The sequence below is a fragment of the Paenibacillus sp. MT86 genome (genome assembly GCF_058792535.1).
The window spans coordinates 3239918-3265076 of sequence record NZ_CM179499.1 but is presented as its reverse complement, the minus strand read 5'-3'; the positions used below and the strand labels follow the sequence as shown (position 1 = coordinate 3265076).

The window sequence follows — 25159 nt, the reverse complement described above, 5'->3', positions numbered from 1 at the left end:
CGGCTTGACTTGCCGTCGTTGGGATCAACAAGGTAGTCCCTCCTTTCTTTAAAGCCTGACCCGGGGATCGGAAGTGTGGTAGAGGATGTCGGATATGAGCGTCCCGACGACCGTCAAGATAGCCAAAAACATCGTAAAGCCCATAAGGAGCGGATAATCCCGCACCGTGAAGGATTGCATGTACAACTGGCCGATGCCTGGCCAATTGAAAATCTTCTCAATGATGATGGAGCCGCCGAAAAGGCCCGGCAATTCGAAACCGATCAACGTAATCGCGGGCAGCATCGCATTTTTCAATGCATGGCGGTACAGCACCGTTCTCTCTTTCAATCCTTTCGCACGGGCGGTGCGGACATAATCCTGCCGGATCACCTCCAGCATGTTGCTGCGGAAATAACGGGTGAGCGACCCGACGCCGAGCAATATCATAACGGCGGCCGGAAGCAGCATATGGTGCAGCACCTCGACAACGTAGTCCCACCCCTCGGCCCGGCTCCCCGTCGTAATCATTCCCCCTGGCGGGAGAATCTTTAAATCGACGGCGAATACTTTGATCAGGAATAATCCGATGAAGAACGAAGGAATCGACATCGCGGCGAAGATGCCGATCATAACCAGGGTATCGAGCAGCGAATATTGCTTATAGGCCGTAATAACGCCCACGACTACCGCGATGAACCAGGTGAAGAACGTGGATACCACCGCCAGCACAAAGGAGTTCCATATGTAATCCTGAAACAGGTCGAGGACGGAGCGCTGCTGAGCCAGAGAATAGCCGAAATCGCCTGTGAAAATGTTGGCCATCCAATTAACGTATCGTTCGATGACAGGTTTGTTCAACCCGTGGATTTCCCTTAGTTCCGCCTTGCGCTCCTCGCTCAAACTCAAGTTGTTATCGACATAATCGCCTGGCGTTAGGGAGTACAGGAAGAAGATTAACAGGGATGCGCCAATTAATATCAAGAGCATGTACAAGCATCTTCGGAGCAAATAGGTTCTCATGTTCTCTCCTTCATTAGTCATCTCCTTGCCTGATGGGTTCAGGCAGGAGATGTCTTCTTTGATAGAGCAGTCTAATCTTCCCTCCAGCTGCCAGCTGGCTTATTGCAGATTCCATCCCGGCAAGCTGTATGCGATTCCCGCCAGCGGGTTCAATTCGAAACCGTCGATGCGCCCGTTGATCGCGATGACCGATTTGGTATAGTTGGTAAACATGATCGGTAATTCGTCATTCAATATTTTGAACATTTCGTGGTAAATCGCTTTGCGTTCTTCGACGTCGCCCGTTGCAAGACCCTGGGCGTAGAGCTCTTCGATGCGCGGATTGTCGTAGCCCTTCGTTTCGCCTTTGATGAACCGCTCCACCCCTTGCGAAGGATCGCTGATAATCGTCGTCGAGAACGAAGCCATGTCATAATCACCGCTGTTGACCTTGGATACGAGTGTGTTAAAGTCCGGGAATTGCTCAGGCACGAAATCAACCCCGAGTTCTTGATAGTTCTCTTTGGCGACGGCAATGATAATATCGGTATTCGGGCTCTTTGATCCCAGATAGTTGATACGAAGTTTGACCCCTTCCTTCTCCCGAATGCCGTCTGCGCCGACCGTCCAGCCCGCTTCATCCAGCAGTTGTTTTGCTTTTTCCGGATCATACGGATACGGGTTGATATCCTCCTCGGTATAGGACCACAGAATCGGAGATGATGGGATGTTGGCGATCGACGCTGCCCCTTGCCTGGAATCCACGTAGATCAGCTGACGATTCAGGCCGTACGTCAAGGCTTGGCGAACCCGCTTGTCTTTCAATGGATCCCTCTCCAGATTGAATTGATTATAGCCGTAGTTGCTGGCCGTGGACGGAATCAGGTTCAGGAAACCAAGGGCTTTCAGTTTCTCGATGTTATCCGTCGTAGCCGAGAAGCTGCCATAGTCGACTTCTCCGGTTTCGATAAACTGCCAAGTGTCGCCTTCCGTCGTCTTGTAGATGAAGTATTCGGTCTCCGGTTTGCCTAACGCGTAGTGTTCATTGGCAACAAAACGCACTTCTTGGCCCGGAATGAACTTCTCCAGCTTGTAAGGGCCGTTCGTGATCGGATTGGCGTGCAGGTTCTTAATATAGTCCAGGTTGCCGAACTGATAATCCTTTCCGTAGTAGGCTTTAGACAATATCGGTCCTCCGAGCACCGTCAACGCCGTTGCGTTGGTCTCTTCCAGCGTCACGGAAATCGTTCGCTCGTCGATAATTTGAATGCCTTCAATGGAATCCGCTTTGCCGTCCTTGTAGGCTTGACCTCCCTTGATCTTCGCCTCTACCACGCTGTTGAGACCGTCATACGACGGATCATGAAGCAAGGTCCATGTAAATTCCACGTCCTCGGTTGTCATGGGGGAACCATCGCTGTATTTCAGCCCTTCCCGAAGATGATACGTATACGTCAGCTTATCCTCGGAAATTTCCCATTTCTCCGCGAGACCAGGAACCGGTAAACCATCGGTATCGACGCGGACAAGCGGAGTGTACAGAACAGAGTTTACATTACCGTCATAACCCACTTGGGTGAAATATGGTGTGAATGCCCCGCTCGGATTCACCAGAGTGACGATAATTGCATCATTGCGCTGCTTCGCTCTGTCCGGCAGCTTGTTTAAATCGGTTGCAGCAAAGGGTTCTTCGAGCAAATGGGCCTCCGTACCTTGCTCAGCCGGCTCACTGGATGCGTTCGCTTCTGGAGTTGTCGGCGGCGATGCCGCCGTATCCTTGTTAGCAGATCCCGAGGAGCAAGCAGACAATATCAAAAATAGCGACAATAACCCTAACCATAACAAACCGGAATATCGTTGTTTTCTCATAGAAACCACCTTTGCCATTTTTTAAAGTTTAACTCCTAAGTAAAATTATAATTCAAATAGGTTAAGTAGGATTTATTGCCAAACTGATGCATCAGTAAGCTCATTTTAGCCAGCGTTATTGATTCTGTAAATAGCTAACTTCCGCGTGTTTCTGTCTAGACAGAAACATTCTGGCTACTTTTGGGCATTACAATGTTGGCCGTAACTTCGCCGGCATTTGTTCAAATGTTGGATATCAAATCATCTTTGATTCTCCAAGGTTTGCGATGGCTTCCTTCTATCGATTCTTGTCCTTCCATCTCCGTTCTATGGAATGATGCCTCCTAATAGGTAGAAATCGAATCTTCAAGCTGCATCTGTTCTTGCATCGCTATGACCTATTGGGCCCTGGGAGATTCCGGTCCGTTATTTATCTTGATGTTGAGTTGTCCATATCGACCGAATTTAGTAATTCCATTCCGGTTTTCACATAAATTTTTTTCAAAAAAAAGTTTTTTCTTCCCCCTCTTTTCCGATTTTTCCGGTTCCGTCTACCGACGGCATATCCACTTCCATCAAGGTACTTTTTTATTTGAAACTGACACACCAATATTACTTTGATAAATTGGCCTAAATGAGTGTTTTGAAATTGGATCTTTAATAGAGTCCGGTTGATTCTTATAATTTGTGTTATTTATGAAAGTTAACTTTTGGAGGAGTGTAGCTTCATGTTCCATGGATTATCCGCATTTCCACTGACCCCAATGAATGAAACAGGAATTAACGAAAATGAATTTGTTAAGCTAATTGAACGATTGGCAGCAGCAGGCGTAGACTCCATCGGGGCACTGGGTTCGACAGGTAACTATGCCTATCTGAGCCGAGAGGAACGCTACCGGGTTTTGCAACTTGCGGTCGGTTACGCTGAGGGCATTCCCGTGATGACAAGCATAAGTGCAATGCGCACGGCTGATGTGCTTCGTTTGGCAGAAGACGCACAAAGAGCAGGAGCAAGTGCGGTGCTGTTAGCTCCTGTTTCTTACCAAGCATTAACGGATGAAGAAGTATACTCCTTATATAAACAGGTGACATGCTCACTCTCTATCCCGCTTTGCGTTTATGATAATCCGGGGACTACGCATTTTCATTTTAGCGATGAACTGCATGGCCGAATTGCTGAGCTCCCCAATGTACGTTCAATCAAGATCCCTGGAGTGCCGTCTGAACCTGAAGCAGCCAAGACACGAGTAAGCCATCTTCGCGAGCTCATTCCTTCCAGCGTAACCATCGGAGTAAGCAATGATCCGTTTGCAGCCATCGGCTTGAATGCAGGTTGTGAAGCTTGGTACTCGGTGCTGGGAGGCTTATTTCCTAAGACATGCATGAGGATGACTCGATTGGCTTTGGAGGGCTTTGCAGACGAAGCCAATCGCCTTTCTAAACAGCTCGAACCGATTTGGACGTTATTTCGCCAATTTGGTAGTCTTCGCGTAGTATCTGCAGCAGCAGAAATGGATAACTTGATTTCAAGTCCCAGCCTCCCTCTTCCGTTACAACCACTGAATCCTTCAGCCAGAGAGCATTTGAAGTCCATACTTGTAGACATTCAACTTATGGAATCATCTTGATTGACATCTATATTGGGGCTGTTGCGCAGCCCTAATATTTTTATACATAGTAATTGACATGGATCAAAGTATGCTTTTATACTGTTAAATGAAACTTAATATCTTACCTAAAACCTATTTGGGATGATGTGGACTTTTCTGGAGAGTTATCTCTCCATTTTCGCCACGCAAAGGCCGTACGGTCGTTTGTGTGGCTTTTTTGCGTTTAACTAAGGAGGATAATGATTAGATGAAATTATGGCACTATGCATTGATCGTTTTTTTAGGAGGCTGCAGTTATGGGGTTTTGTCCACCTTCGTTAAATTGGCCTATGCAGCAGGTTTCACCGTGTCCGCAGTAACCGGAGGACAGTATCTCTTCGGCGTTGTCCTCTGTTGGCTTGCCGTGTTATTTACCAAAAAGAAAAAACTGACTCGGATCCAAGCTTTAAAGCTTATCCTTTCTGGAATTCCCTTCGGGTTAACGGGCATATTTTATTATCAAGCCCTACAAACTTTAAGCGCCTCTCTAGCAATCGTTATTTTGTTCCAATTTGTTTGGATCGGAGCCTTGTTGGAGTGGGTATTCCACAAGAAAAAGCCAACCAAGACGAAACTCATTTCCATCGCCTTGCTTTTGGCTGGTTCCGTGTTGGCAGCCAATATCCTATTCCAAGAACCCATAGTGTTATCATGGCAGGGATGCCTCTGGGGAATGCTTGCGGCATCGTCCTTTTCCGCATTCGTATTTTTGAGTGGGTCGGTTGAAAAGGAAACCCCTCCCATTTTAAAAAGCGCCCTACTTTCCACGGGAGGCGTATTGACCGTATTTATCGTTTTTCCGCCAACGTTTTTATTCGACTTGGATGTATTCGTGGGGATCATTCCTTACGGATTGGCACTGGGCATATTCGGCGGCGTCCTCCCCCCTCTTCTGTATTCGATTGGAATGCCGCATGTCGGTTCGGGATTGGGGACCATTCTTACGTCATCCGAATTGCCGGTTGTCATTGCCATGTCCTCTTTAGTCCTGGGAGAAACCATAAGCTGGTCTCAGTGGATTGGCGTGATCATCATTCTGGGCGGAATTTTTTACAGTAATATTCGATTTCGTACTCGGAACGGAGAAGCTTTGACAACCACTGTGTAAGCTAAAAGCATGTGACAAAAAAACCGCTAAACCCAATAGGATATGGCTCGATATCAAGTAGATGGAGTAAGAACAAAAAATGAATCCTTCGGTTCCATACTAGAACTGAAGGATTTTTGCTCTTTACGCCATTCGTTGGGGATAAGCAGTTCGGCATCTTTGCCGATTGCATAGCTGTGACCTCGTCCATATGCTGACCCTGGCATGTTAATCGTTCAATAGAATGCATCAGCATTTAATATCGAATAACCCTCTATGAATCAAGTTTGCAGTAACCGGCTGCTTTCCGATTTCTCGCGACCAGATAGACAATTGACCGATATGATGAATTTCATGGGCGATCACGTGACGCATCACTTCGCCGAATGTAAATCTTTCCTGTTCCCCGTCCTGGTTCGTGTCAACCATGATGCGATCTTCCAAGCTATCATTCCAGTCGTAGACGAAGGGTGCAATTTCCGCATGGGCTCGGGCCGAATAATCTCTTAATCCTTTGACGCTGGCACAATCCTCGAACGAAGGAATATCCAGCTCTTTCCCTTGCAAATCCCCGCACAACCAGGCATATTCAACGGTCACGATATGATACAGCGTGAAGAGAATGCTTCCTATGCCACCGGTGCGTTGTTTCAACAACTCTTCCTCGCTCACGGTATCGCACCAGTCAAACCAATCTTGGCGCACTTGCCAGTTATACTCGAATAGCTTCAACATGTCACAGCCTCCTGTAATCATAAACTTTGTTGCGTATACTCATGATTCGCGATCTAATTCCATTATCCTCCCTCTATGAAGATTCCGGATCCGAGGTTTACCTCTAGCATGTCATGTATTGTTGGATGAAGCGTCTCTATTCAAAGCTAAGAAAAGAACCATAGCCATGATGCAGGACATCCCAATCCATTGGAGCCATCCGAACGAATCCTTTAACCAGAATACGGTTGTGAATACGGCTGCCACCGGTTCTAAGCTCCCCAAAAGACTTGACTCTTTGGGCGATAAGTGGTTTAAGCTTTCGATATAAAACCAAAAGGCCAGCATCGTTCCAAAAATAATGACGAATATCAAATATAAGCAGGCTTCGAACGGCAAGCTTTTAATATTCATCTGCCAAGGCGGGTGGATAAAACTCAATGCACCCCCCCCGATCAACATCGCCCAGCCAACAATGACTAATGAGTCGTATTTCGCGAGAAAGCGAACAGCATACAAGGTGTAAAACGCAAGGGCAGCCCCGGATAATATTCCCCAAAGCACAGCGTCTGAGGGTACGGATAATTGAGACAGCGAACCATTGGTCAGCAAGAAAAAACTACCCAGTAATGCGAGCGAAACGGTATACATATCTTTTCTCGTTGGGGCAGATTGCTTACGGACAAACAAGTATATAATAATCATTACAGGAGCTAAATATTGCAATAAAGTAGCTACTGCAGCGTTTCCCTTTTCTATTGAAGCCATATACGTATATTGAACCCCTAGCATACCAACTAATCCAAAAATAACGAGCTGTAACGAGAACCTTTTATTCTTCCAGATCCCAAAAATGTCGGCAGGTCCTTTTTTAAAAATGTGAACGCATAGGAGCAGTAATCCTGCGATAAGTAGTCGGATCGTAACGAACCAACCCATATCGATGCCGTATTGCTGGAATAGCTTTTTTGCAACCGTCCCTCCGATTCCCCAAAATATTGCCCCTGTCATGATGAAAAATAATCCTTTTCCTTTATCCATATGTCAACTCTCCATCAAAGTTATAAAATAGTATCGTTTACAGACTATAATAAAGAGAAAATGTATAATAAGATACGAGAATCAGATCATAAAATATAAGTATATTGAGATTGATGTCATATGGATGCAAACAAAAAACTTCAAAGTCGACCAAAATTTTAAAGAGCTGACCGAACATCGAACCACAGTCTTGCCAATGGCATGTTATCGCACAATCATTCGTCAAAACATCAATGGATATATCCCCTTGCACTGGCATGAAGAATTTCAATTTGTTCGGATCATGAAGGGACAAGCCATCTTTCAGATCCAAGAAGAAAAAGTGACGATGCGCGAAGGTGACGGAATTTTTATTAATAGCGGCTCCCTGCACCTGGCAGAAGATGATAACGACTCAGGTTGTCACTATATTTGTTTAAATGTTTTGCCTAGTTTTGTTCTCTCACAAGAGCTCTTTCGAACGTATGTATATCCTTATATCGAAGCGACGAACTTATCTTATATCATCCTGCCCCCAAGGGAACATTGGGCAAAAAACATCCTGGATGCGATATTGGAAATGGACCGACTGATCCATCAACGTCCAGCTTTATATGAAATAGACCTTACGATACAGTTAACTCACATATGGAGAAATTTGGTTGTTAACGGTTTTCCATTGGAATACAAAGAAGCAGATATGCTGAAGAACCATAGAATGAAGCAAATGCTGAATTGGATTCATCACCATTATGCTGAAAAAATCATATTAGAGGATATCGCAAAGGCGGGGCAATTGAGTCGGTCCGAATGCTGCCGATACTTCAAACGACTTCTAAAGAAATCGCCTTTGAATTATGTGATGGAATACCGTATTCAAAAAAGCCTGATTTTATTGCAGCAGCCCGAAAATAACGTCACGGACGTTGCCTATCAGGTAGGATTTAACAGCACCAGCTATTTCATCAATCAATTCAGAAAATCAATGAACATGACACCTTTAACCTATAAAAAGCTGAAAAAAATAACGTAACATGCCGTAATGGAGTTTAGGAACTTTAAATGCTTCAAACAAAAAAGCCGCATACCATGCGGCTTTTCAGTGTATTCATGCCTCTTGTCGTTTGACAAAAACCAGCGGTACGGGTAATTTACCAGACTCGCCGTCGATCGTGCAGCACAAGAAGAATGATCATTACCATGATGATCCCCAAAATAATCCCCGCTTCCGTGGTCAACACCCGCAGCAACGCGTACTCCGGCGAAAATTGGGAGTCCGTGCGTATGGCGGAAAAGAGATTGTACGAGAATAACATTCCCGACGAAATCCACACCGTTGCCATCGGGGGGAGAAACCTTCGCGATCCGTTATCCGAAGTTAGAACCCGAGCTCCCCACGCTCCAACGATAGACCATGCTCCGGTACTAAACGTCAGCAGATGCCACCACACATCGCGTTCATCCACTCTTGCCGGGTCAATGCCGAAGGTCCCTCCCGCAGCCCAAAACACCTTAATGGTGCCGAGTAGAATACAGCCAACTCCAACAAACTTGGCCAATGTTTGCTGCAGCTTCAAAGTGTTCCCGGGTAAATCACGATAATCAATGAATGTGCCGAAGGCCTCCGGCCAGCGTGTTCTGGCGTAACCTGCTAGGGCGAGAGGCAGACAAATGCCGACACCGACCAGCGATATCATGACGAACAACTGTTCATAAACCCAAACATCGGCCGCGCCTGCCTCCTTATCCCGAGTCATGGCTGCCGGTCCTAGTACCGGTGCCAAGAGCAGCATAGGAACCAGCAGACCCGTACCCATCCAAATGGGGATGGCAACCAGCCAAGCAGGAAGACGTTCGCCCCATGGCATGCTGAACGCCAGCGCCAGCAGGATTCCGATCATTGCGAGCACTACGGTAGCTGCGTTGATCGCACGCCAGCTAACATCGCCCATTTGTTCGGTCGGAATGAAGAAACCTAAAGTCCAAACGATTTTGATCAACAGATACGGCAACACCGATATGGCTGCTCCATAGCCGCATATACGACGCATTTTCATCCATAACGGCGCCTGCAGCTCTTTCGACATTGCCATGTTATCATACCTCATGTTGGATTACTTACCTCCTTAAATAACGCTGCTTGCATATCCCATTCTATCTTCTGATTCGAAAAGTAAAGCGACCTTAAGTTTAAAAATGGGTTAAATTTCTGCATAAGTAGCCTTACGCGAGGTAATTGATCAAAAAAAGAAACTGCATGCAATCGTAATCTAAATGTTGCCGCCGCTATCCTTCCAAAGATAAAACGAGCTTCCGTTTGCTTCGGACTTCAACTCCCATTGCAAACCCATCTCCCTGGTCATCATGGATACAATGGACAATCCAATTCCAGCTCCTTTTTCAGGAGACTCGTTACAAGTGCCGGGACCCTTGTCTTGTACGATAATAGCCTGATTGGGATAATCCGTGATTTGAATGCCGATGTATCGGCCAACTCCAGCATGACGCACCACGTTCTGGAACACATTGTCAATGATCCGATGAAGCCACATGGGGTCTACATTCCATAGGATCGGGCAATCAGGCAGCTCGACAACAACATCAAAGTCCTTTGCCTCGAAGATCGGATACCATTCGGCCACGCGGTTACGAACTTCTTCAGTGATATCGATCGATTGGATGTTAATGGGATACTTACCCGCCGATAGCAGTGAGTATGACAGCAGGTTATCCATCAACTTGTCGACTTCATCCAGCTTGTGATCAATGATAGAAAGCGACGTCTGTTCCTGGGAAGCAGCAGGATTACTTCGAACGGAATGAACATGCTGCCGAATGACAGTTAACGGAGTCCGGAGATCGTGGGAAATATTCGAAATGAATTGCTTACGCAGTTCCTCCTCCTCCCGCTCCCGCTGCTGACTTTCTTTAAGCTCGCAGACCATCCGGTTAAAGGCGCCTTCCAGCTCTCCAATCTCGTCTTCCTTGCTAATAACGACTTCATTCGGGAAGCCGGTCTTCCCGCTTAAGTTCATCGCTGATCGAAGTTTAATCAATCTTTTTCGAAGATTCACGAAGAACAGAAATGACAGTACCAAGAAGCATAGACAGACGGTGAAGAACATAATGGCTAACGGCATGTTTTCTGGAAACGACATTTCCGCAGATATAATATAAGATTCGGGAAGACTCATCACCATAAAGCCTTGTTTTGGATCGTTTCCGATGAGAGCCGTCAAGGTAAACGCTTCCTGGCTGCTATCCAGGGTTTGAAGCGAGAGCATATCCTCATAATTCCATTGCGCCGGGATATCGTTCGAGGTGACCTTGATCGCATTCGTTCTACCCGACGAGTCGACCCAGAACATCTCCGCCTCCGGATATTCCTTGCTCAACGCGCCTAGTTTGGCATAAATCGCGGCACTTCCTGCACCATTCAGCTTGATGGCCTCCTCTTGCCACCTACGAGTGATCTCTTCCGGACGATACATCGAATGCTCGCTGAATAGGTAACCCGGTAAATAAAACATCGCTGGAATAACCGGCCATAACAGCAATGCGGTCATCATCAGAGCCAGGTATTTGCTCATTAACGAGGTGCGCATCCTCATGTTCTCACTCGGTATCCGGCGCCGCGAATCGTCTCAATCGTGAATGTCTTCATCTTCACACAGACTCCTAACAAATGGTATAAGGTTAGTCTAACACACGAAGGAAATACGGTGAGAGTTATTACGAGAACTTCTATGCTTCAAGCAAAAAAGCCGCAGCTTATGCGGCTTTCCTAATAGTCAATTTCGATCTGCCTATATATTCTCCTGCTTTAACGCATCAATAATGTTTTCCTTTTTTAATTTCCTGCTGGAAAAAATAATCGCAGAAACGACAATAACAAATACCGCGACGACAACTGACAGCACACTCAGCCAGGGAACGGTGAATCCGTAGCTGAATCTGTTCGCAAATGACCTATAAATCAGAATCATTACGGCGACACTGACGGGAAGCCCGAACAGCAGCGACTTGACTCCATAAAAAATACTTTCATAGTTCATCATTTTCGCAAAGCCCTTTGGCGTCATGCCAACGGATTTTAACATCGCAATTTCTCGCTTACGAAGGGATAAGCCCGTTGAGATGGTATTAAAAATATTCGCAATGGAAATCGCGGAGATTAATACGATAAAACCGTAAGAAAAGACGGCCGTCAATAGAATCTGTTGTTCTTCGCTTTTTCTGGATTGATGTACATTGTAGACATTCAGATTGGTCTCAAACATCTCTTCGATTTCCTGCTGTGTTCTCATCGGCTCCGTACTTTTCAAATAGAGGTATGTCTGAAGGTTAGCCGGCTCCTCGTCGTCTGCCAATTGATCCATGATGCGTTCCGACACGATCATATTTAACCCGCCCACGCCTGCCCCGCTCATCCCCATCGGCGCTTGATCCGTCAGCGCGGCAACGGTCACCCGGCTTACCTTCGTTTCTTCCGCATTATCTTTATAGCTATTCGTTAGTTCGAAATTTTGACCGACATTCGTATACACGGCCTTCGTCTGGACATATTTCCCCGCATCCATATCTTGGTAGCGGATCGTATCCATCACGATCGCGGCAGGATGATCCGGATCCCTAAGCTGTTCGTAATTTGCACCGACGGCATTGGCATAGGCTTGCAGACTCGAATCGTCTAATGCATGGATCTTAATCTCGTAAGGGTATTTTCCGTCCTGCAGTAAACCCTTATCCTTCTTAACCATCTCTTGCAATTCATCGGCGATGTACGCTTCATCGACCCAAGCCTGCTTATAGAACTCTTGAATCAGGTTGTATTCCGTTATACCATCTAAGGATACAATCGATTGCAGCAACCGGTCGTCTATTCTTTTTCCAGTGCTGTACGACACTTCAATATCATAATTGACGCCTTCCTGCGACAGTTCCAGGGATTGTTTCATGCCGGCGGTAAAAAACGATACCGTCAAAAACAAAACGATGCTGATGACAAGCGAAAATACAATGGCATGATATCTCCGTTTGTTTCTTTTTAAGTTTTTCAATCCGATTTCCGCTTCGATGCCGAAGAGCTTGCGAATGAACCTCGACGTTTTCACGGCTTTCGCCGTAAGCTTAACGTCGGTCGTTTGGCGAATCGCGTCCAAAGCGGAAACCTTGGATGCTTTGATCGCCGGAAGATACGTCGAGATGAAAATCGTCAGCATCGAAACAACACAGGCAATCAAGAGTGATAACGGCGTGACGATGACCGTCAGCTTTTCACTGCTCCATAATGCCCCTTCAATCATCGGGTTCATGAACCAAAAGGTGATTCCGATCCCGGCAAGACCGCATAGAATGCCAATCGGAATGCTGATCAAGCCAATAATGACACCTTCAAAAAGCACGGAATTTCGCTTCTGCCTTTTCGTAGCCCCGACGCTCGCGAGCATCCCTAAATGACCGGAACGTTCCGAGACGGATATCGCAAACGCATTATAGATGAGCGAAACCGAGCCGATCATAATGACCGCCATCAGGATCGCCGATAAAGAGTACATCGTGCTGTACGATTCTTCGTTTTTGGATAAGCCGTAATAATGCAGCAAGTCGTTATTGTATTGGACCGATTCGATGTCGTTTCTCTTTGCCACATTTTCCGCATGCGCGAACAAGGACGGTTTGATTTTCTGCAAGACCACCGCCGCATTCACGTGATCGTTTGACCCGATCATATTATCATCGACATAGCTGATAATCGTATAACCCGGCGCCCAAGCCGTTTCCCATTCGGGACGCTTGATGTAGCCGACCACCGTATAATCCCTTGTCTCGATATGCTGCAACGATTCCGTCAATGTGCCGTCTTCCCTACGCAGCGGTTCGGTCTGGTCCAAAGGATGATCGCCCCCTTGTTCGAACCGTTCGCCGATGCGAAGGGTTAGACGATCGCCGATTTCGTACTTCACTTTGGCGTTCGTTGCAACGGGCTCGGAGATAACGACTTCCTTGTCCGTACGGGGTAGACGCCCCTTGCTTAGTTCAACCTGAAATTGCGTGAAACCTTGCGCATCATACTCCTTAATGAACAAGTATGGTTTGTTGGGATTTTGTCCCCCTTCTAAAGGAGCGAAGCCAAGATCCCTTGTAATCGCAACGGTTTTAGTTGCCTCATCGGCTTGTATCGCCGCAAGCTGTTCTTTGGTAACATCTTGATATTGGACATGCCACTCCCCGCTATCCGCGATGGTTTGCCTGATCATTAAATCCGAGAAGGAGAACACAAGCGTAGCGACAGCGGTCACCATGGCAACCGAAATGATGACGCCGATGATGGTTACGAGTGTTCGTCTCTTGTTTTGCTTTATATTCCGGATGGCAAGTTTGTAGACAATATTCATCGACGGATCACCTCGTCTTTGGCAATCTTCCCGTCTACAATTGAAATGATCCTGTCGGCCTGCAAAGCGATTCGTTCGTCGTGAGTGATGACAATCAGCGTCTGATGATAGGTTTTATTCAACATTTTCAACAAATCGACGATCTCGCTGCTATTTTTGCTGTCCAAATTCCCGGTAGGCTCGTCTGCCAGCATGATGGCAGGGTTACTGATGATCGCTCTGCCGATCGAAACCCGCTGCTGCTGTCCGCCGGATAACTGATTCGGCAGGTGGTTTAAACGATGCTCCAAATTTAGGGTCTTTACGAGTCCATCGAACTGCTTCTTATCTTCCTGCTGGTTGTCAAGCAAGAGCGGAAGCGTCATGTTCTCTTTCACCGTTAAGGTGGGAATCAGATTGAAAAACTGGTAGATCAGTCCGATTTGTCGCCGACGGAAGATGGCCAGTCGCGTTTCGTCCAATGCATAGATGTTCGAATTTTCAACGAAAACCTTGCCGCTTGTCGGTCGATCGACGCCTCCCAGCAGATGAAGAAGGGTCGATTTCCCCGATCCGGACGGACCGATAATCGCGACGAATTCGCCTTTTTGAACCGAAAACGAAATATCGTCAAGCGCCTTTACCGCCGATTCGCCTGTGCCGTATATTTTAGACAGATGCTCGATTTTTAAAATTTCCATTGCCATATCTCCTAAAAGTTTTGTGGGCGTTACTTCTTGAATCGACTTCGTACAAAACTCACTTCGGAAGCATGAGCGCTCCTTCATGCTCAATTCCAGCTATAGACCATCTCTTTATACCCAACATCCCACAGGGTTACATTTCCCTCAATGGTTATCGTAAGCTCATTGGCCTGAGGGAGATAAATGGAACTCATATCCGGCTCATGACGACCGGCTTCTACAGATACAGTCAGGAACTCATGTCCATCGGCGGTAATCCTAATGATGCCCCGGGAATCCTCCTGATCGGGAATTCCATAATTCAAGAAGAGGTACACCTCCTTCTTATTGCCTAGCGTGTACCTGTACGTTTCCTTGTTCTTGCCTTCGAGGCTGTACACATTATATTGGGGTTCCACTTCTTGACCGCCAATCTCAAAACTGGCCGTTTTGGGTCCTGTTGTTGGATTCCCCGTACGATCCCTTAAATCGTTTATCGCCACAAAGGGTCCCAAATCTTTGGTGAACGCTTGGTCAACCATTCCGAAGATCCCCCATACCCCGAGCATCAAGACAATGCCGGAAAAACCCGCAGCAGCAATATTTCTCCAGTAGTTTTTTGTACGAAAGCCAAGTTTGTACGCCCCGAATCCGATGGCTGCGCCCGTTGAATTCTGTATGACGTCGTTCATGTCGAAGCTGCCGAGGAAAGTAAGCGCCTGAATCGTCTCCAGCATAAGAATGGACAGGACGAACAAAGTCATGAAGCGAACAAAGTTGGTTCGATATAACAACGGAATCAAAATGCCAAAAGGAATGAAAGCGACGACGTTCCCGAAACCCACAAAATCCATCAACGTCGGATGTAGAAGGTCGGATAGACCTGGCAGCCTAAAAAAATCGTCCGGTAAAAAAATAAAGGTGTACCCCATGATTGGATCTGCCTTACCTACTCTGCCGAAAGCGAAAAACAAAAAATAAAGAATAAACAGGGTGTAAAATATCGTGATAGCAAAAATAATCTTACGCTGTTGCTTCGATTGCATTGTCTTACCTCCATCGTTCTTCTGATGAAAATCATTTTATCTGTCTAAAATGACTTTTCAGTGACGATGGAGGTGACAATTCAGTCACTTAGAGGAGTGCTGCTAAATCACCTGCTTATAAAATTTAATCCGAAACTGCGTACCCTTCTCGCTGTCGCTCGTCACATCGATCACGCCGTTCTGGCTGGCAATGATGCTCTGGGCCATCGCAAGGCCTATGCCGATGCTCCCTTCGCTAGCATTCTTTCCTTTGTAGAAACGTTTGAAAATATACGGCAACTCTTCTTTCGGAATGCCTTTTCCGTTGTCGGCAATGACGATTTCCGTGTATAACGCGTTTTCGGAAAATGAGATGGCGATCGCACCGCCTTCAGGCGTATGCTCCACTCCGTTTTTCAAAATATTGATAACCGCTTCGGCAGTCCAATTGAAATCGCCGACAAAAGAGACATCGTCATCCCCCGCAATGGAAACCGTCTGTCCCTTAATATCCATCGGAATCATTACCGGCTCTAATGCCTTTTGGATAAGGTTTTTCATGGGTATTCGATCTTTTTTGAATGGGATGGTCTTCGCGTCCATTTTCGATAGCTTTAATAAAGAAGAAACAAGCCAGTCGATCCGTTCAAGCTGGATGCGAATATGGTGGGTGAACTCCGTTCTTTTGGCCGGAGGCAGGTCAGGGGCGCTAAGCAGATCCGCCATGACGGTCATGGAGGTGAGCGGCGTTTTGAGCTGATGCGAAATATCGGAGATGGCATCCGTCAATTGAAGTTTGTCCCGCTGCAATAGCGACCGGTGCTCCGACAGCATGCGCGTCACTTTGTAAATATCATTCTTTAGGATGCTAAGCTCGCCTTCTGTATTATCCCGTACGTCAAGGGTATCATTGCCGCTGCTAATCTCCCGCAAATAGACGGACAGCTTTTCAATTTCCCGGTATCTCCATTTCGTAAATAACAAGCTGCCGCCAATGAGCAAAATCGATAGGAAGAAAACGAGCACCGCGGCGGCAGGAGAGATCATAAGAGCTGCAACAATCGCCGCAAGGCTGATTGAACCCATAACGAACAATAACATCTTAATTTCTCGATTGCGCAGCATCTAATCACCAACCTTATATCCCAGTCCGCGCACGGTTTTGATCAATGTCGGATGTCCAGGATCATCTTCCAGCTTTTCCCGCAGTCTTTTGATATAAACGGTTAACGTATTGTCGTTCACGAAATCGCCGGCCACATCCCAAATTTGCTCTAATAGCTGATTTCTTGAGAGAACCTGCCCGATATGGTTGCCAAAGATGAGCAATAAGCGATATTCCAAAGCGGTCAACGCTATCTCGGCACCGTTCTTGAACACTTTCCCTTCCAGCGTATTGATGCGGATATCATCGATATCCATGATGCTGTTAACTTGGGACGGCTTTTGGTATCTCCGCAAGACGGACTTGATCCGCGAAAGAAGTTCGCGAACCCGAAAAGGCTTGGTAATATAATCATCGGCTCCCATATCAAGCCCCATCACGACATTAACCTCATCATCGATCACGGTTAAGAAGATGACCGGAATGTCACGCCGCTCCTTCACCATCTTGCACAATTCATAGCCGCTTCCGTCCGGAAGCTGTAAATCGAACAGACATAAAGCGAACTGATCGATGTCTTCGGCGAGCACCTGTTTTGCAGATGCGACATCATGGCAAATAACGGTGGAATAGCGCTCTTGCTGCAGCGAATATTCCAGGCCGGACGCAATCGTTTTATCATCTTCCACTAACAAGAATTTCATATCCAAAAAGATCATCCTAACGTTATGATTAAATTTATGACCCCATCTTCATTCTGATAGTTTACCAACGCATTAGGAAAAATAAAAGCCGTTGCCACAATGAAAACGGCAGCCGATCATTTGACCAGCTGCCTCAATATGAAGCTTCAACATCAACTACGGATAGGCAAATCTCGAATCTCAAGTTTTCGTTGCTGTTGTCCATACAATACAGCCAACGCAGCGGCAATCGCCATAAAGATGGCGCTGGATGCCACGCCGAATGGCAAGCCGTATTGTTCGACGATCAAACCTCCAACGATGGGACCGATGATCTGTCCAGAGGCAAAAAAAGCAGTGGCTATGCTGAGGCTTGGCGCATACGCGTGGTGAGGGACATGACGACGAAGAAGCGCGGTTGTCATCAGCGGAGGGGTAATAAAGGAAACCAACCCAATCGTGGTGGCTCCAAGTACAGTAAAGAACATATTATTAGTGATTACCCCACACGCACCGATCGTACCTAAGGTTAGTCCCGACGCCAGCGTATACCCGCTCGGCCATCGGTCAATGGCTTTGCCTCCGATCCATCCGTTAAACAAACCCGCGAATCCGATACCGGACCATATCAGCCCGGCATAGAGGGATGGAATGCCTTGGTTCACCAGATAGGGAATCAAATACGTGAAATAGATGATGTATCCCCAGCCGAAGAAGAAATAAGAAGCGATTAGGAACAAGAGCTTATTGGGGTTCAACAATAGACGATACACATGATTGCTTTCTTGGTCCCATGGCTTCGATTCGGTCGGCGCCGGTATTTTTACGACTCCCCTCTCTCTGGTAACAACGAACTCGAAGCCGAGCGCGGCAATTACACCGAATACGCCCATGATTACCCAAGCATAACGCCATCCCTGCAGGTGTGAAGGATCAATGATAAAGGGGGCGAACAAACCCGTCACTAGAATGCCGGCAGAACCGCCCAGCCATATAAGACCCGATGCAACGCCTCGTTCCGCCGGTCGAACGGCATCCATGGCAATGGACAGAACTAACACGGTCGCGAAGGCAGATAACAATCCGATGGCGAACCGCCAAAGCCCAAGCTGGGTAAAATGGTCACTAAATGCCGAGCCGATCAAAGTTAATCCAAGCAATAAGCACGTCATCCGATTCATGATATGCTTGTGGTCTGGAAACCGCGAGATCAATGGGGAAAGACACAACGTCCCGATTAAATAACCGATAAAGTTGACGGTGCCGAGTATACCCAACTGTCCATAGCTCCCCCCGATGACCCTCTGGATCCCGGGCAAAAACATGCCGTAGGAGAGCCGGGAAAAACCGAGTATCACGACAAATAATAACGATGCCCATAGCGTAATCCAATTCCATGCCGATTTAGTACCCATATCCCCCATCTTCCCCCAAAATAATAAGACGAACCATGAACCGCTACCCTTCCTGCATTACAATCTCGGCTTCGATGCCCATCTGTTCGCACAGCTTGTGAATCCGGCGCATGTCCTGTGTGCTGGTGATCCATTCGCAGCCCAAGGCTGATGCCTCGTGAGCCGCCCATTGCAGGATATAGACTATAGCATCCGCATGGGCTTCCTTCGTAGCGAAGTCCTCCAGTATCAGCGTGCCGCCCCGGATCGAAGCACGCACGTATGCCCAGTGCTGTCCGGCAAAGCTGCGTGCGACAAAACGCGTTTCACCATCCGACGGAGAATGTATGGAGAGCGCTTGCAGCCATTTGCCGAAAGCTCCTGACCCCGTCGGAGCTTTCGGGTTCCCCCATTCAAGTGAATCGGCAGCCAGCTTCCGCAATTCATCCTCGTCAGCGACGCTCTTCCACTGCTCACTTTGGTAAGAGTTCGGGAGAGTCGGTTTGAAGCGGACTTGCCAGCTGCGTTCGCCTGCCCTGATGCCATTGGCACGAAGGAGATCGGATACGGTGATCATATCAAGACCTTTGGCATGAGCATGGTGTACAAGCGATTTTACGGCCTGCGGCGTTTCTTTGGCGATTTCATTGGCATGAAACATCAAAATCGTCCCATTATCCAGCTTAGGTATCACCCGCTCCACAAGCTGCGCGCTTGGCGGTCCCGACCAGTCGACGGTATCCTCCCCCTCGATGACCAGATAGTTCCACTCCCGAAGCCATTCCAAATTTTCTTCCCGATAAGAGGCGTAAGGAAACCGCATGAAAGTCGGAACCGGCCTTCCCGTTGCTTCTTGATAAGCAAGCTCAGCCCATTTCAACTCTTCCAAGAATACGGCTTTGGTCACATCTGCCATTCTGCGGTGATGGTAGGTATGCGTGGTAAGCTCATGGCCCCTGGCTATCATTTCTCTTGCTTTCGCCGGATACCGATCAAACCACTCGCCCGTTAAAAAAAACGTCCCGCACGCGCCTCCCTGCTCCAAAGCATCCAGCCATGCGTCAACAGGAACCCGCATCGGTCCGTCATCAAACGTAAAGGCACAGTGAGAAAGCGCCGGATTGCCGCGAGTAATGACCAAATTAGACATCGTAAATCCCCCTTCTGTAATATCTTTTCACCAGAATACCGGTGAACCTATTGTAAAATTCCAGCAATGTTTTGTAAAATTGAATAATATGAACAATTGTTTCAGATATCTTAAACAAAGGTGATGGAAATGATGGATCTTCGAGCTTTAAAGACCTTTGAGGCTTGCGTGCGTCTTGGACATTTTTTGAAAGCCGCCGAGGAACTCCAATATGCTCCTTCTACGGTAACCCTTCAGATTCAGCGTCTCGAAGCTGATCTTGGCGTTTCTTTGTTCGTGCGCGACGGAAAACGCGTGATTGTGACCGAAGCCGGTCGATGGCTCTATCATGAGGCCTCGGCTTTACTGAAATCGATCGGAGCCATGAGGCAGACCGTCTCGGATATTGCAACGGGAGATAACGGCTCAGTGCGTTTTTCCTCTATCGAGCCTGTCGCAAGCCAGCAGCTAGCGGCCGTGATAGCCCGCTTTTGCAAGATTAGACCGAAAGTGCAGTTAACCATGGAAGTAAGCGGCAGCAGATCCATTGCGGAGAGGGTTCGGGCCGGCGAACTCGATTTTGGTGTTTGCTCGGCTCCACCCTCGAAGCTCATGCTGGAGTTTGAGCCGCTGTTTGAAGAAAGATTAGGCGTCATGTTAAACATGAGTCACCCGTTAGCCGATCGAGATAGCATCACGGCAAGCGACCTCGCGGGGCATACCATTCTAGTCAAAGAACCGACTTGTATCTATCGGGAGCTTTGGGAAACGGCGATTTATGGGGCTGGGGAAAACCTGTTTTCTTGTATGGAGGTTGGAAGCTTTTTTGTCATTCAACAAATGGTCAAGGCCGAGCTCGGTATCGGGATTGTTCCGATATACAGCGGTCTGGAACAGGAAGGCTCCTTGGTTATACGACCTATAGCCGATTTGAATCCTGTCATTGCGATAGGCATCGCTTATAAAGACAAAAACGTCCTTGGCAAGGCAGCTTTATTGTTAATGGAGGCCATTCGGAGCATCCGCGAACCCAAGCCTGCTCTCTAAAATTCGACAGGACCTGTATGGAAAGTTCGAAATCGTCCTCATTTGCGTAAAATAAAAAAAGCCGCAACTGTGCGACTTTTAAGCATATATGTTGTATCGGTCCACGGCCATACCCCAGGACTACCCGTTCTGGCCGGATACCTTCGCCCAGAGTTCCAGCTCGTTCGTGCAGATAAGCAAGGAAGGATATTGAGCTGCCAATTTCATGTCGCTTTCTTGATTAACTGTCCATGAGATGAGCTGAATGCCTTCTTCTGCACAGCGATGGATGAAAGGCTCCGTAATATGTTGATGTTCGATCGACATGTAGCCGCAATGGATCTCTTTGGCAAATGGAAAAAATGCCGGCGAAGCCCCAATGTTGATCAGGCCAAGGCCGATTGTATCGTCAAGCTGTCTTACTCTTTCGAGGGAATAGTGGTCGAAAGATGTGATGAAGACCTGCCCCTGCATTCCTTTTTTCTTGACCATATCGAGCACAAGCTGTTCCATCCCCGGGTATAGATCGCCCATCTGCTTCAATTCAATATCAATGATGATCCGGTCCTTTAATAAATCGAGCGCTTCTTCGAAGGTTGGAATGCGCTCCGTCCCGTCAATCGTTAGCTGCTTCAGTTCGGCCAGCGTCAAGTCCTTCACTTGCCCCGCTCCGTTGTCAGTCATACGGTCGACAGAAGTATCATGGATGACCACCGGAACGCCATCCTTGCTTAATTGAACATCTAACTCCAGGTGAGTGAAATTCAAATCGCAAGCTGCTTGAAAAGAGATTAACGTATTTTCAGGGTATTTACTTGGATACCCCCGGTGCGCCATGCCTTTAATATGTTTTTTCATGCCATCCTCTCCTTTGCCCCTTTGCTTCGGGGAAGCAAATCCAGCGCTTCCAGCACTTCGATCATACCGTCGCTCATCGCCATTTTCGCGGCCGCAAATGAAAAAGCCTCAGGCCAGCAGCAACGGATGGATGTTGACAATCGCGGCTAACGGGCCCTTAACGATCTTATCACCTGTATATTACAGTGAGCGGCGCTATTGCACAATGCGTTTCTTCCAACTCTTGCATTCAGATCGTCAATAACACACTTCGCTTGTTCCCTGCGCTCAAAATACTCAGTAGCTGATTGTCGGACATCACATGCAAGAAGCATGCGCACTTGCTGAATCCGACAAACTGTGATATTTTAATTTCCAAGTAAACAATATGGAGTGTGAGACCGGAACTATGGATTACCCTGATCGCATCAAGTCAATCATTTATGAACAGCTGCTTCACTTCTCTCATTTGCATGAACAGCGAATGGAACTGGAACTTAAAGAAATCCAAGAGATGGTCCAGCTTCATCAACTGAAAGGCGTACCTGGAAATTTATCGACCATCCATGTCCTGGATTGCATCGGCCAACATGAACCGATCAATCATTCCGCGATTGCCGAAAAATTAAATTTGTCGAAGGCGAGCATTACCAAAATCAGCAAGAAACTGCTTGCGCTTGACCTTATTCATCGAACCCAGCTTAACGACAATCGCAAAGAAGTCTATTTTCGTCTAACGCCCCAAGGTAAGCAGCTGTTCGAATTGCATCGGACTATGCACGAAGCAGAGGAGCAGCGCTTTATGCGATTTTTGGACGATTACTCCGAAAGCGAGCTGCAGACGCTGTTGAAGTTTTTTCAAGGAATGGCCCGGTATATCAGCGAGAGATAAGTAAATTTTTTTATTATTTTTGTTTACCAGTAAACTATATTATATAAGGAGGAATCAAATTGAATATTCCCCAAACGATAAGAGAACGCAGAACCATCCGGAGATTCAACACAACGCCGGTACCTCCCGAACTGGTCGTATCCTTGTTGAACGATGCGGTCAACCTGTACGAAGACAAAGGTACGCCCCGCTGGCGCTGTCTTATCGCTGGCACGCCGGAGTCCCGTCAAAGATTGGTGGAGAGCATGATGACCAAGATGAAGGAAAACCGATTCGTTAAGCTCATGCCCCCAAAAATGATTGATTTTTTCATTAAACGAGTAACGGAAATTCCCGCTCACCTGATTTTCATCGCGGAATCGGCCTCCGATCGGCGGCAGAGCGACGAAAACTTCGCTGCAGTTTGCAGTGTGATGCAAAATTTTCAGCTGCTTGGCTGGGAACGTGGATTGGGCGCGCTGTGGGACACGGACCCCATGTTTCAAAGCGAGTCATTTCTTGCGGAAATCGGTTTGCAGGAAGGTGAAAGGTTTGCCGGGATTTTGCACATTGGATATTTCGATAAAGCGCCGAGAGCCCGAAGAAGAACGCAGGCCGAGCAGAAATGGACCGCCGTCGGCGAAGGCCGAGAAGCGGATGGACTTCGGTCGGAACGCGGCCGAATTTCAGCGCAAAGCATTCTGGAAGTGCTGAATGACGCTGTCTGGGCCCCGAATGACGGACTAAGAGAACCGTGGCGCTTCATCTATGTGACGGGCAGCGAAGCGGCCGCAAAGCTCTCGAATTCGGAAGGATATACATCATCGGCTTTTCTCTTGATTATAGCAGAGCATGAAGAGGATCCCCACAAGCAGGAGGAGGATTATGCGGCGATTTGCTGTTTGATCCAGAACGTACAACTATTGGTAAAATCCAGGCCGTGGAACGCACGCCGATCGATACCGGAATGGATTTATGACCAGGATCAGTGCAAAGCGTTCGGCATTCAGCCGGAGGAGCGGGTTGTAGCGGTGCTGGAGCTCGGAGAAAACAATCGATCGTTGCAATCGGTATCGTCTCCTCCCCCGCTCCTTAACCTGACGCATCTATGATGATATAAGCGGGGTGGACCTCCCCAGATCGCTTGATGTGAAGTCCACCCCGTCGTATTTGTGCAATAACCCCGTTCAGATAGCCGTGATTTCGCCCTGTTCTTAAGATAAGCGGTTCTTCGGTGGCCGTAGCGCCCACGAGACGATATTAAGTGCCGCATAAGAAAGCGGTAGGATAAGATTAAACCCGTAATCCCCATAGTCGTTAGCAAATGCATGAGATAATGCCGCACCCGTCATTAAAAAGAAGATGCCGGCGTGAACCCATTCTTTAAGTCGAGGTAAACCTGGCACGAGGAGAGCGATGGCACCAAGCACTTTCCAAATTCCGAGAATGGTCAATACATATAGTGGATAGCCCAGATTCGTCACCAATTCAAGGTTTCCCCCAAATTGCATCAACTGTCCGATGCCGCTTAACATAATAGCTGCTGCAAGCAGTCCTGTGACTGACCAATAAGCAACCGTTTTCCCTAGAGGGCGGGTATTTATTTTCATGCTTGTTTCTACACCGATCACCTTATTCATTGGTTTCCACCTCTTCATAATAATCTCTCTTGATCACAAAAAACGAGCCTCGAATCGTTCCTGCAAGTTTCGACTTCTGCCTAGCGAACTTGAACTTCCCTTCTAACTCTTCGGGCACCTCCATCCCCTCCGAAAGCTTAAAACCAACGGCTCGCTTCTTAGGGTCATCCACGGTATACATTACGTTTAACCCGAGACCATTCTCGTAAAAAACATAGGCAAATTGAATGTTTTCCACTTGAAAACGTGACGTTTCCAATGGTTTGGCCGCAAACTCAAGATCACGCTCTTCTTTCAATATTCGGTTCACATAATCCAGGGTCTCCTGGCTCTCGCTAGCCGGTACAACCGTAAATGCATGCTTATACTTGTTCATAAAGTAACGGGCTTCATTCGCTCGTAAACCAGCAAGCGCTTCTGCTATGGGCGAAGACTCTAAACCAGTTGAAGATACATGTTTAAAATCAACGATATTGGACACGATCATCCCTCCTAATAGTTTTGCGAGCTTTCCTTCTACTATGGGCAAAGCTCGCTCGAAAGCATTCGCGGCTCTTTATTTCCGAACAACAGGAATCCACATTTCGCCTAATATTTGGCCGTTTCGCTGTCCCATATCCACCATGGCATTCGGCCCGCCGACATAAGCGAAATTCTTGGCTTCCGGCAATACTTGACCAAAGGCGATACCAGCAAGCAATTGACTCAACTCATCAGCCGACTGCCCCTCCCCTTTTACAACGAGGTAATCCCCTTTAGGAAATTGGATAACGCGGGTTGCTTCGGGCACCGATTCCTCTGTCATGACGCCGGCGTAGAACATCATCTTGTTGTTAACCGCTTCGTTTACGGCAAAAATGTAGTCATTTGCGGCGATGCCCTTTAATGTGTCCAACCTTCCGTCTTGCTTCACGGCTTCCCAAAAGTCGGCCTTCTCCTTGTTAATGCCCGCATAGTCGGTGTAGTCGCTCTGAAGCTCAGTTCCAATTCCTAAAACGATAAAGCTGTCTTTTTCCTCGAGGATGTAATTTGTCATTTTCAATCCCTTCCTTTTCTTTGAATATTCATTTCGTTCGATGGGTTAATCATA

Annotated in this window: 23 protein-coding genes; 6 read left to right on the top strand and 17 right to left on the bottom strand. The window is 47.3% G+C overall.

Going from position 1 to position 25159, the window contains the following annotated elements:
- Positions 1 to 48: 48 nt before the first annotated feature.
- Together AC3RCL_RS14460 and AC3RCL_RS14455 are read right to left on the bottom strand one after the other, a co-directional pair.
- Positions 49 to 1002, bottom strand: coding sequence for an ABC transporter permease (locus tag AC3RCL_RS14460; RefSeq protein WP_492535964.1), 954 nt, complete (start codon positions 1000 to 1002; stop codon positions 49 to 51).
- Between the two features lie 99 nt (positions 1003 to 1101).
- Positions 1102 to 2850: an ABC transporter substrate-binding protein gene (locus AC3RCL_RS14455; RefSeq protein WP_492535962.1), complete on the bottom strand. Its 1749-nt coding sequence runs from the start codon at positions 2848 to 2850 to the stop codon at positions 1102 to 1104.
- 707 nt (positions 2851 to 3557) lie between these two features.
- On the opposite strand from AC3RCL_RS14455, the gene AC3RCL_RS14450 reads away from it, so the two are divergent.
- Positions 3558 to 4457, top strand: a complete 900-nt coding sequence (locus AC3RCL_RS14450; protein ID WP_492535960.1) for a dihydrodipicolinate synthase family protein — start codon at positions 3558 to 3560, stop codon at positions 4455 to 4457.
- A gap of 229 nt (positions 4458 to 4686) precedes the next feature.
- On the top strand, positions 4687 to 5586 hold the full coding sequence (locus AC3RCL_RS14445) for an EamA family transporter (protein WP_192571727.1): 900 nt from the start codon (positions 4687 to 4689) through the stop codon (positions 5584 to 5586).
- 228 nt (positions 5587 to 5814) lie between these two features.
- Here AC3RCL_RS14445 and AC3RCL_RS14440 read toward each other — a convergent pair whose 3' ends face one another.
- The gene (locus AC3RCL_RS14440; RefSeq protein WP_036660653.1) at positions 5815 to 6300 is read right to left on the bottom strand and encodes a DinB family protein; all 486 of its coding nucleotides are present in this window, start codon (positions 6298 to 6300) and stop codon (positions 5815 to 5817) included.
- 111 nt (positions 6301 to 6411) lie between these two features.
- The gene (locus AC3RCL_RS14435) at positions 6412 to 7320 is read right to left on the bottom strand and encodes a DMT family transporter (protein WP_492535958.1); all 909 of its coding nucleotides are present in this window, start codon (positions 7318 to 7320) and stop codon (positions 6412 to 6414) included.
- A 124-nt stretch (positions 7321 to 7444) separates the two neighbouring features.
- On the opposite strand from AC3RCL_RS14435, the gene AC3RCL_RS14430 reads away from it, so the two are divergent.
- Complete coding sequence (locus AC3RCL_RS14430; RefSeq protein ID WP_492535956.1) at positions 7445 to 8332, top strand: helix-turn-helix transcriptional regulator; 888 nt, start codon at positions 7445 to 7447, stop codon at positions 8330 to 8332.
- A 118-nt stretch (positions 8333 to 8450) separates the two neighbouring features.
- Here AC3RCL_RS14430 and AC3RCL_RS14425 read toward each other — a convergent pair whose 3' ends face one another.
- The 9 genes from AC3RCL_RS14425 to AC3RCL_RS14385 form a co-directional block, all read right to left on the bottom strand.
- A complete protein-coding gene (locus AC3RCL_RS14425; protein ID WP_192571723.1) occupies positions 8451 to 9392 on the bottom strand; it encodes a hypothetical protein in 942 nt (313 codons plus the stop codon).
- A gap of 177 nt (positions 9393 to 9569) precedes the next feature.
- Positions 9570 to 10889, bottom strand: a complete 1320-nt coding sequence (locus AC3RCL_RS14420) for a sensor histidine kinase (protein WP_492535954.1) — start codon at positions 10887 to 10889, stop codon at positions 9570 to 9572.
- A 216-nt stretch (positions 10890 to 11105) separates the two neighbouring features.
- Complete coding sequence (locus AC3RCL_RS14415) at positions 11106 to 13697, bottom strand: FtsX-like permease family protein (protein WP_492535952.1); 2592 nt, start codon at positions 13695 to 13697, stop codon at positions 11106 to 11108.
- Positions 13694 to 14377 carry an ABC transporter ATP-binding protein gene (locus tag AC3RCL_RS14410; protein WP_492535950.1) on the bottom strand — a complete coding sequence of 228 codons (684 nt, stop codon included), beginning with the start codon at positions 14375 to 14377 and terminating at the stop codon, positions 13694 to 13696. Before AC3RCL_RS14410 ends, AC3RCL_RS14415 begins: the two co-directional genes overlap by 4 nt.
- Before the next feature lie 89 nt (positions 14378 to 14466).
- Complete coding sequence (locus AC3RCL_RS14405; protein WP_492535948.1) at positions 14467 to 15405, bottom strand: VanZ family protein; 939 nt, start codon at positions 15403 to 15405, stop codon at positions 14467 to 14469.
- A 102-nt stretch (positions 15406 to 15507) separates the two neighbouring features.
- Positions 15508 to 16509 (bottom strand): sensor histidine kinase, encoded by a 1002-nt coding sequence (locus tag AC3RCL_RS14400; protein WP_213578792.1) that lies wholly within the window; start codon positions 16507 to 16509, stop codon positions 15508 to 15510.
- Positions 16510 to 17193, bottom strand: a complete 684-nt coding sequence (locus tag AC3RCL_RS14395; RefSeq protein ID WP_015735612.1) for a response regulator transcription factor — start codon at positions 17191 to 17193, stop codon at positions 16510 to 16512. It lies immediately after the preceding gene.
- A 152-nt stretch (positions 17194 to 17345) separates the two neighbouring features.
- Positions 17346 to 18587, bottom strand: a complete 1242-nt coding sequence (locus AC3RCL_RS14390; RefSeq protein WP_404564406.1) for a YbfB/YjiJ family MFS transporter — start codon at positions 18585 to 18587, stop codon at positions 17346 to 17348.
- A 43-nt stretch (positions 18588 to 18630) separates the two neighbouring features.
- The gene (locus AC3RCL_RS14385; RefSeq protein WP_404564407.1) at positions 18631 to 19716 is read right to left on the bottom strand and encodes a polysaccharide deacetylase family protein; all 1086 of its coding nucleotides are present in this window, start codon (positions 19714 to 19716) and stop codon (positions 18631 to 18633) included.
- Between the two features lie 129 nt (positions 19717 to 19845).
- Here AC3RCL_RS14385 and AC3RCL_RS14380 point away from each other — a divergent pair, with 129 nt between their 5' ends.
- A complete protein-coding gene (locus AC3RCL_RS14380; protein WP_492535944.1) occupies positions 19846 to 20742 on the top strand; it encodes a LysR family transcriptional regulator in 897 nt (298 codons plus the stop codon).
- A gap of 120 nt (positions 20743 to 20862) precedes the next feature.
- Here the strand turns inward: AC3RCL_RS14380 and AC3RCL_RS14375 are convergent, their stop codons facing one another.
- Complete coding sequence (locus AC3RCL_RS14375; protein WP_492535942.1) at positions 20863 to 21579, bottom strand: glycerophosphodiester phosphodiesterase; 717 nt, start codon at positions 21577 to 21579, stop codon at positions 20863 to 20865.
- 388 nt (positions 21580 to 21967) lie between these two features.
- Between AC3RCL_RS14375 and AC3RCL_RS14370 the strand changes: the two genes are divergently transcribed.
- Both AC3RCL_RS14370 and AC3RCL_RS14365 read left to right on the top strand, forming a co-directional pair.
- Positions 21968 to 22450, top strand: a complete 483-nt coding sequence (locus AC3RCL_RS14370) for a MarR family transcriptional regulator (RefSeq protein ID WP_192571715.1) — start codon at positions 21968 to 21970, stop codon at positions 22448 to 22450.
- Positions 22451 to 22509: 59 nt separating this feature from the next.
- Positions 22510 to 23541 carry a nitroreductase family protein gene (locus AC3RCL_RS14365; protein WP_492535939.1) on the top strand — a complete coding sequence of 344 codons (1032 nt, stop codon included), beginning with the start codon at positions 22510 to 22512 and terminating at the stop codon, positions 23539 to 23541.
- Between the two features lie 102 nt (positions 23542 to 23643).
- On the opposite strand, the gene AC3RCL_RS14360 is transcribed toward AC3RCL_RS14365, so the two are convergent.
- From AC3RCL_RS14360 to AC3RCL_RS14350, 3 genes are all read right to left on the bottom strand, one after another.
- Entirely contained in the window at positions 23644 to 24069 is a 426-nt protein-coding gene (locus AC3RCL_RS14360; RefSeq protein ID WP_036673976.1) for a DoxX family protein, read from the bottom strand.
- Complete coding sequence (locus AC3RCL_RS14355; RefSeq protein ID WP_492535936.1) at positions 24062 to 24550, bottom strand: DUF8821 family protein; 489 nt, start codon at positions 24548 to 24550, stop codon at positions 24062 to 24064. The genes AC3RCL_RS14360 and AC3RCL_RS14355 overlap by 8 nt, the downstream gene beginning before the upstream one ends.
- Before the next feature lie 75 nt (positions 24551 to 24625).
- Complete coding sequence (locus AC3RCL_RS14350; RefSeq protein ID WP_096773935.1) at positions 24626 to 25105, bottom strand: GyrI-like domain-containing protein; 480 nt, start codon at positions 25103 to 25105, stop codon at positions 24626 to 24628.
- Between the last annotated feature and the right edge of the window lie 54 nt (positions 25106 to 25159).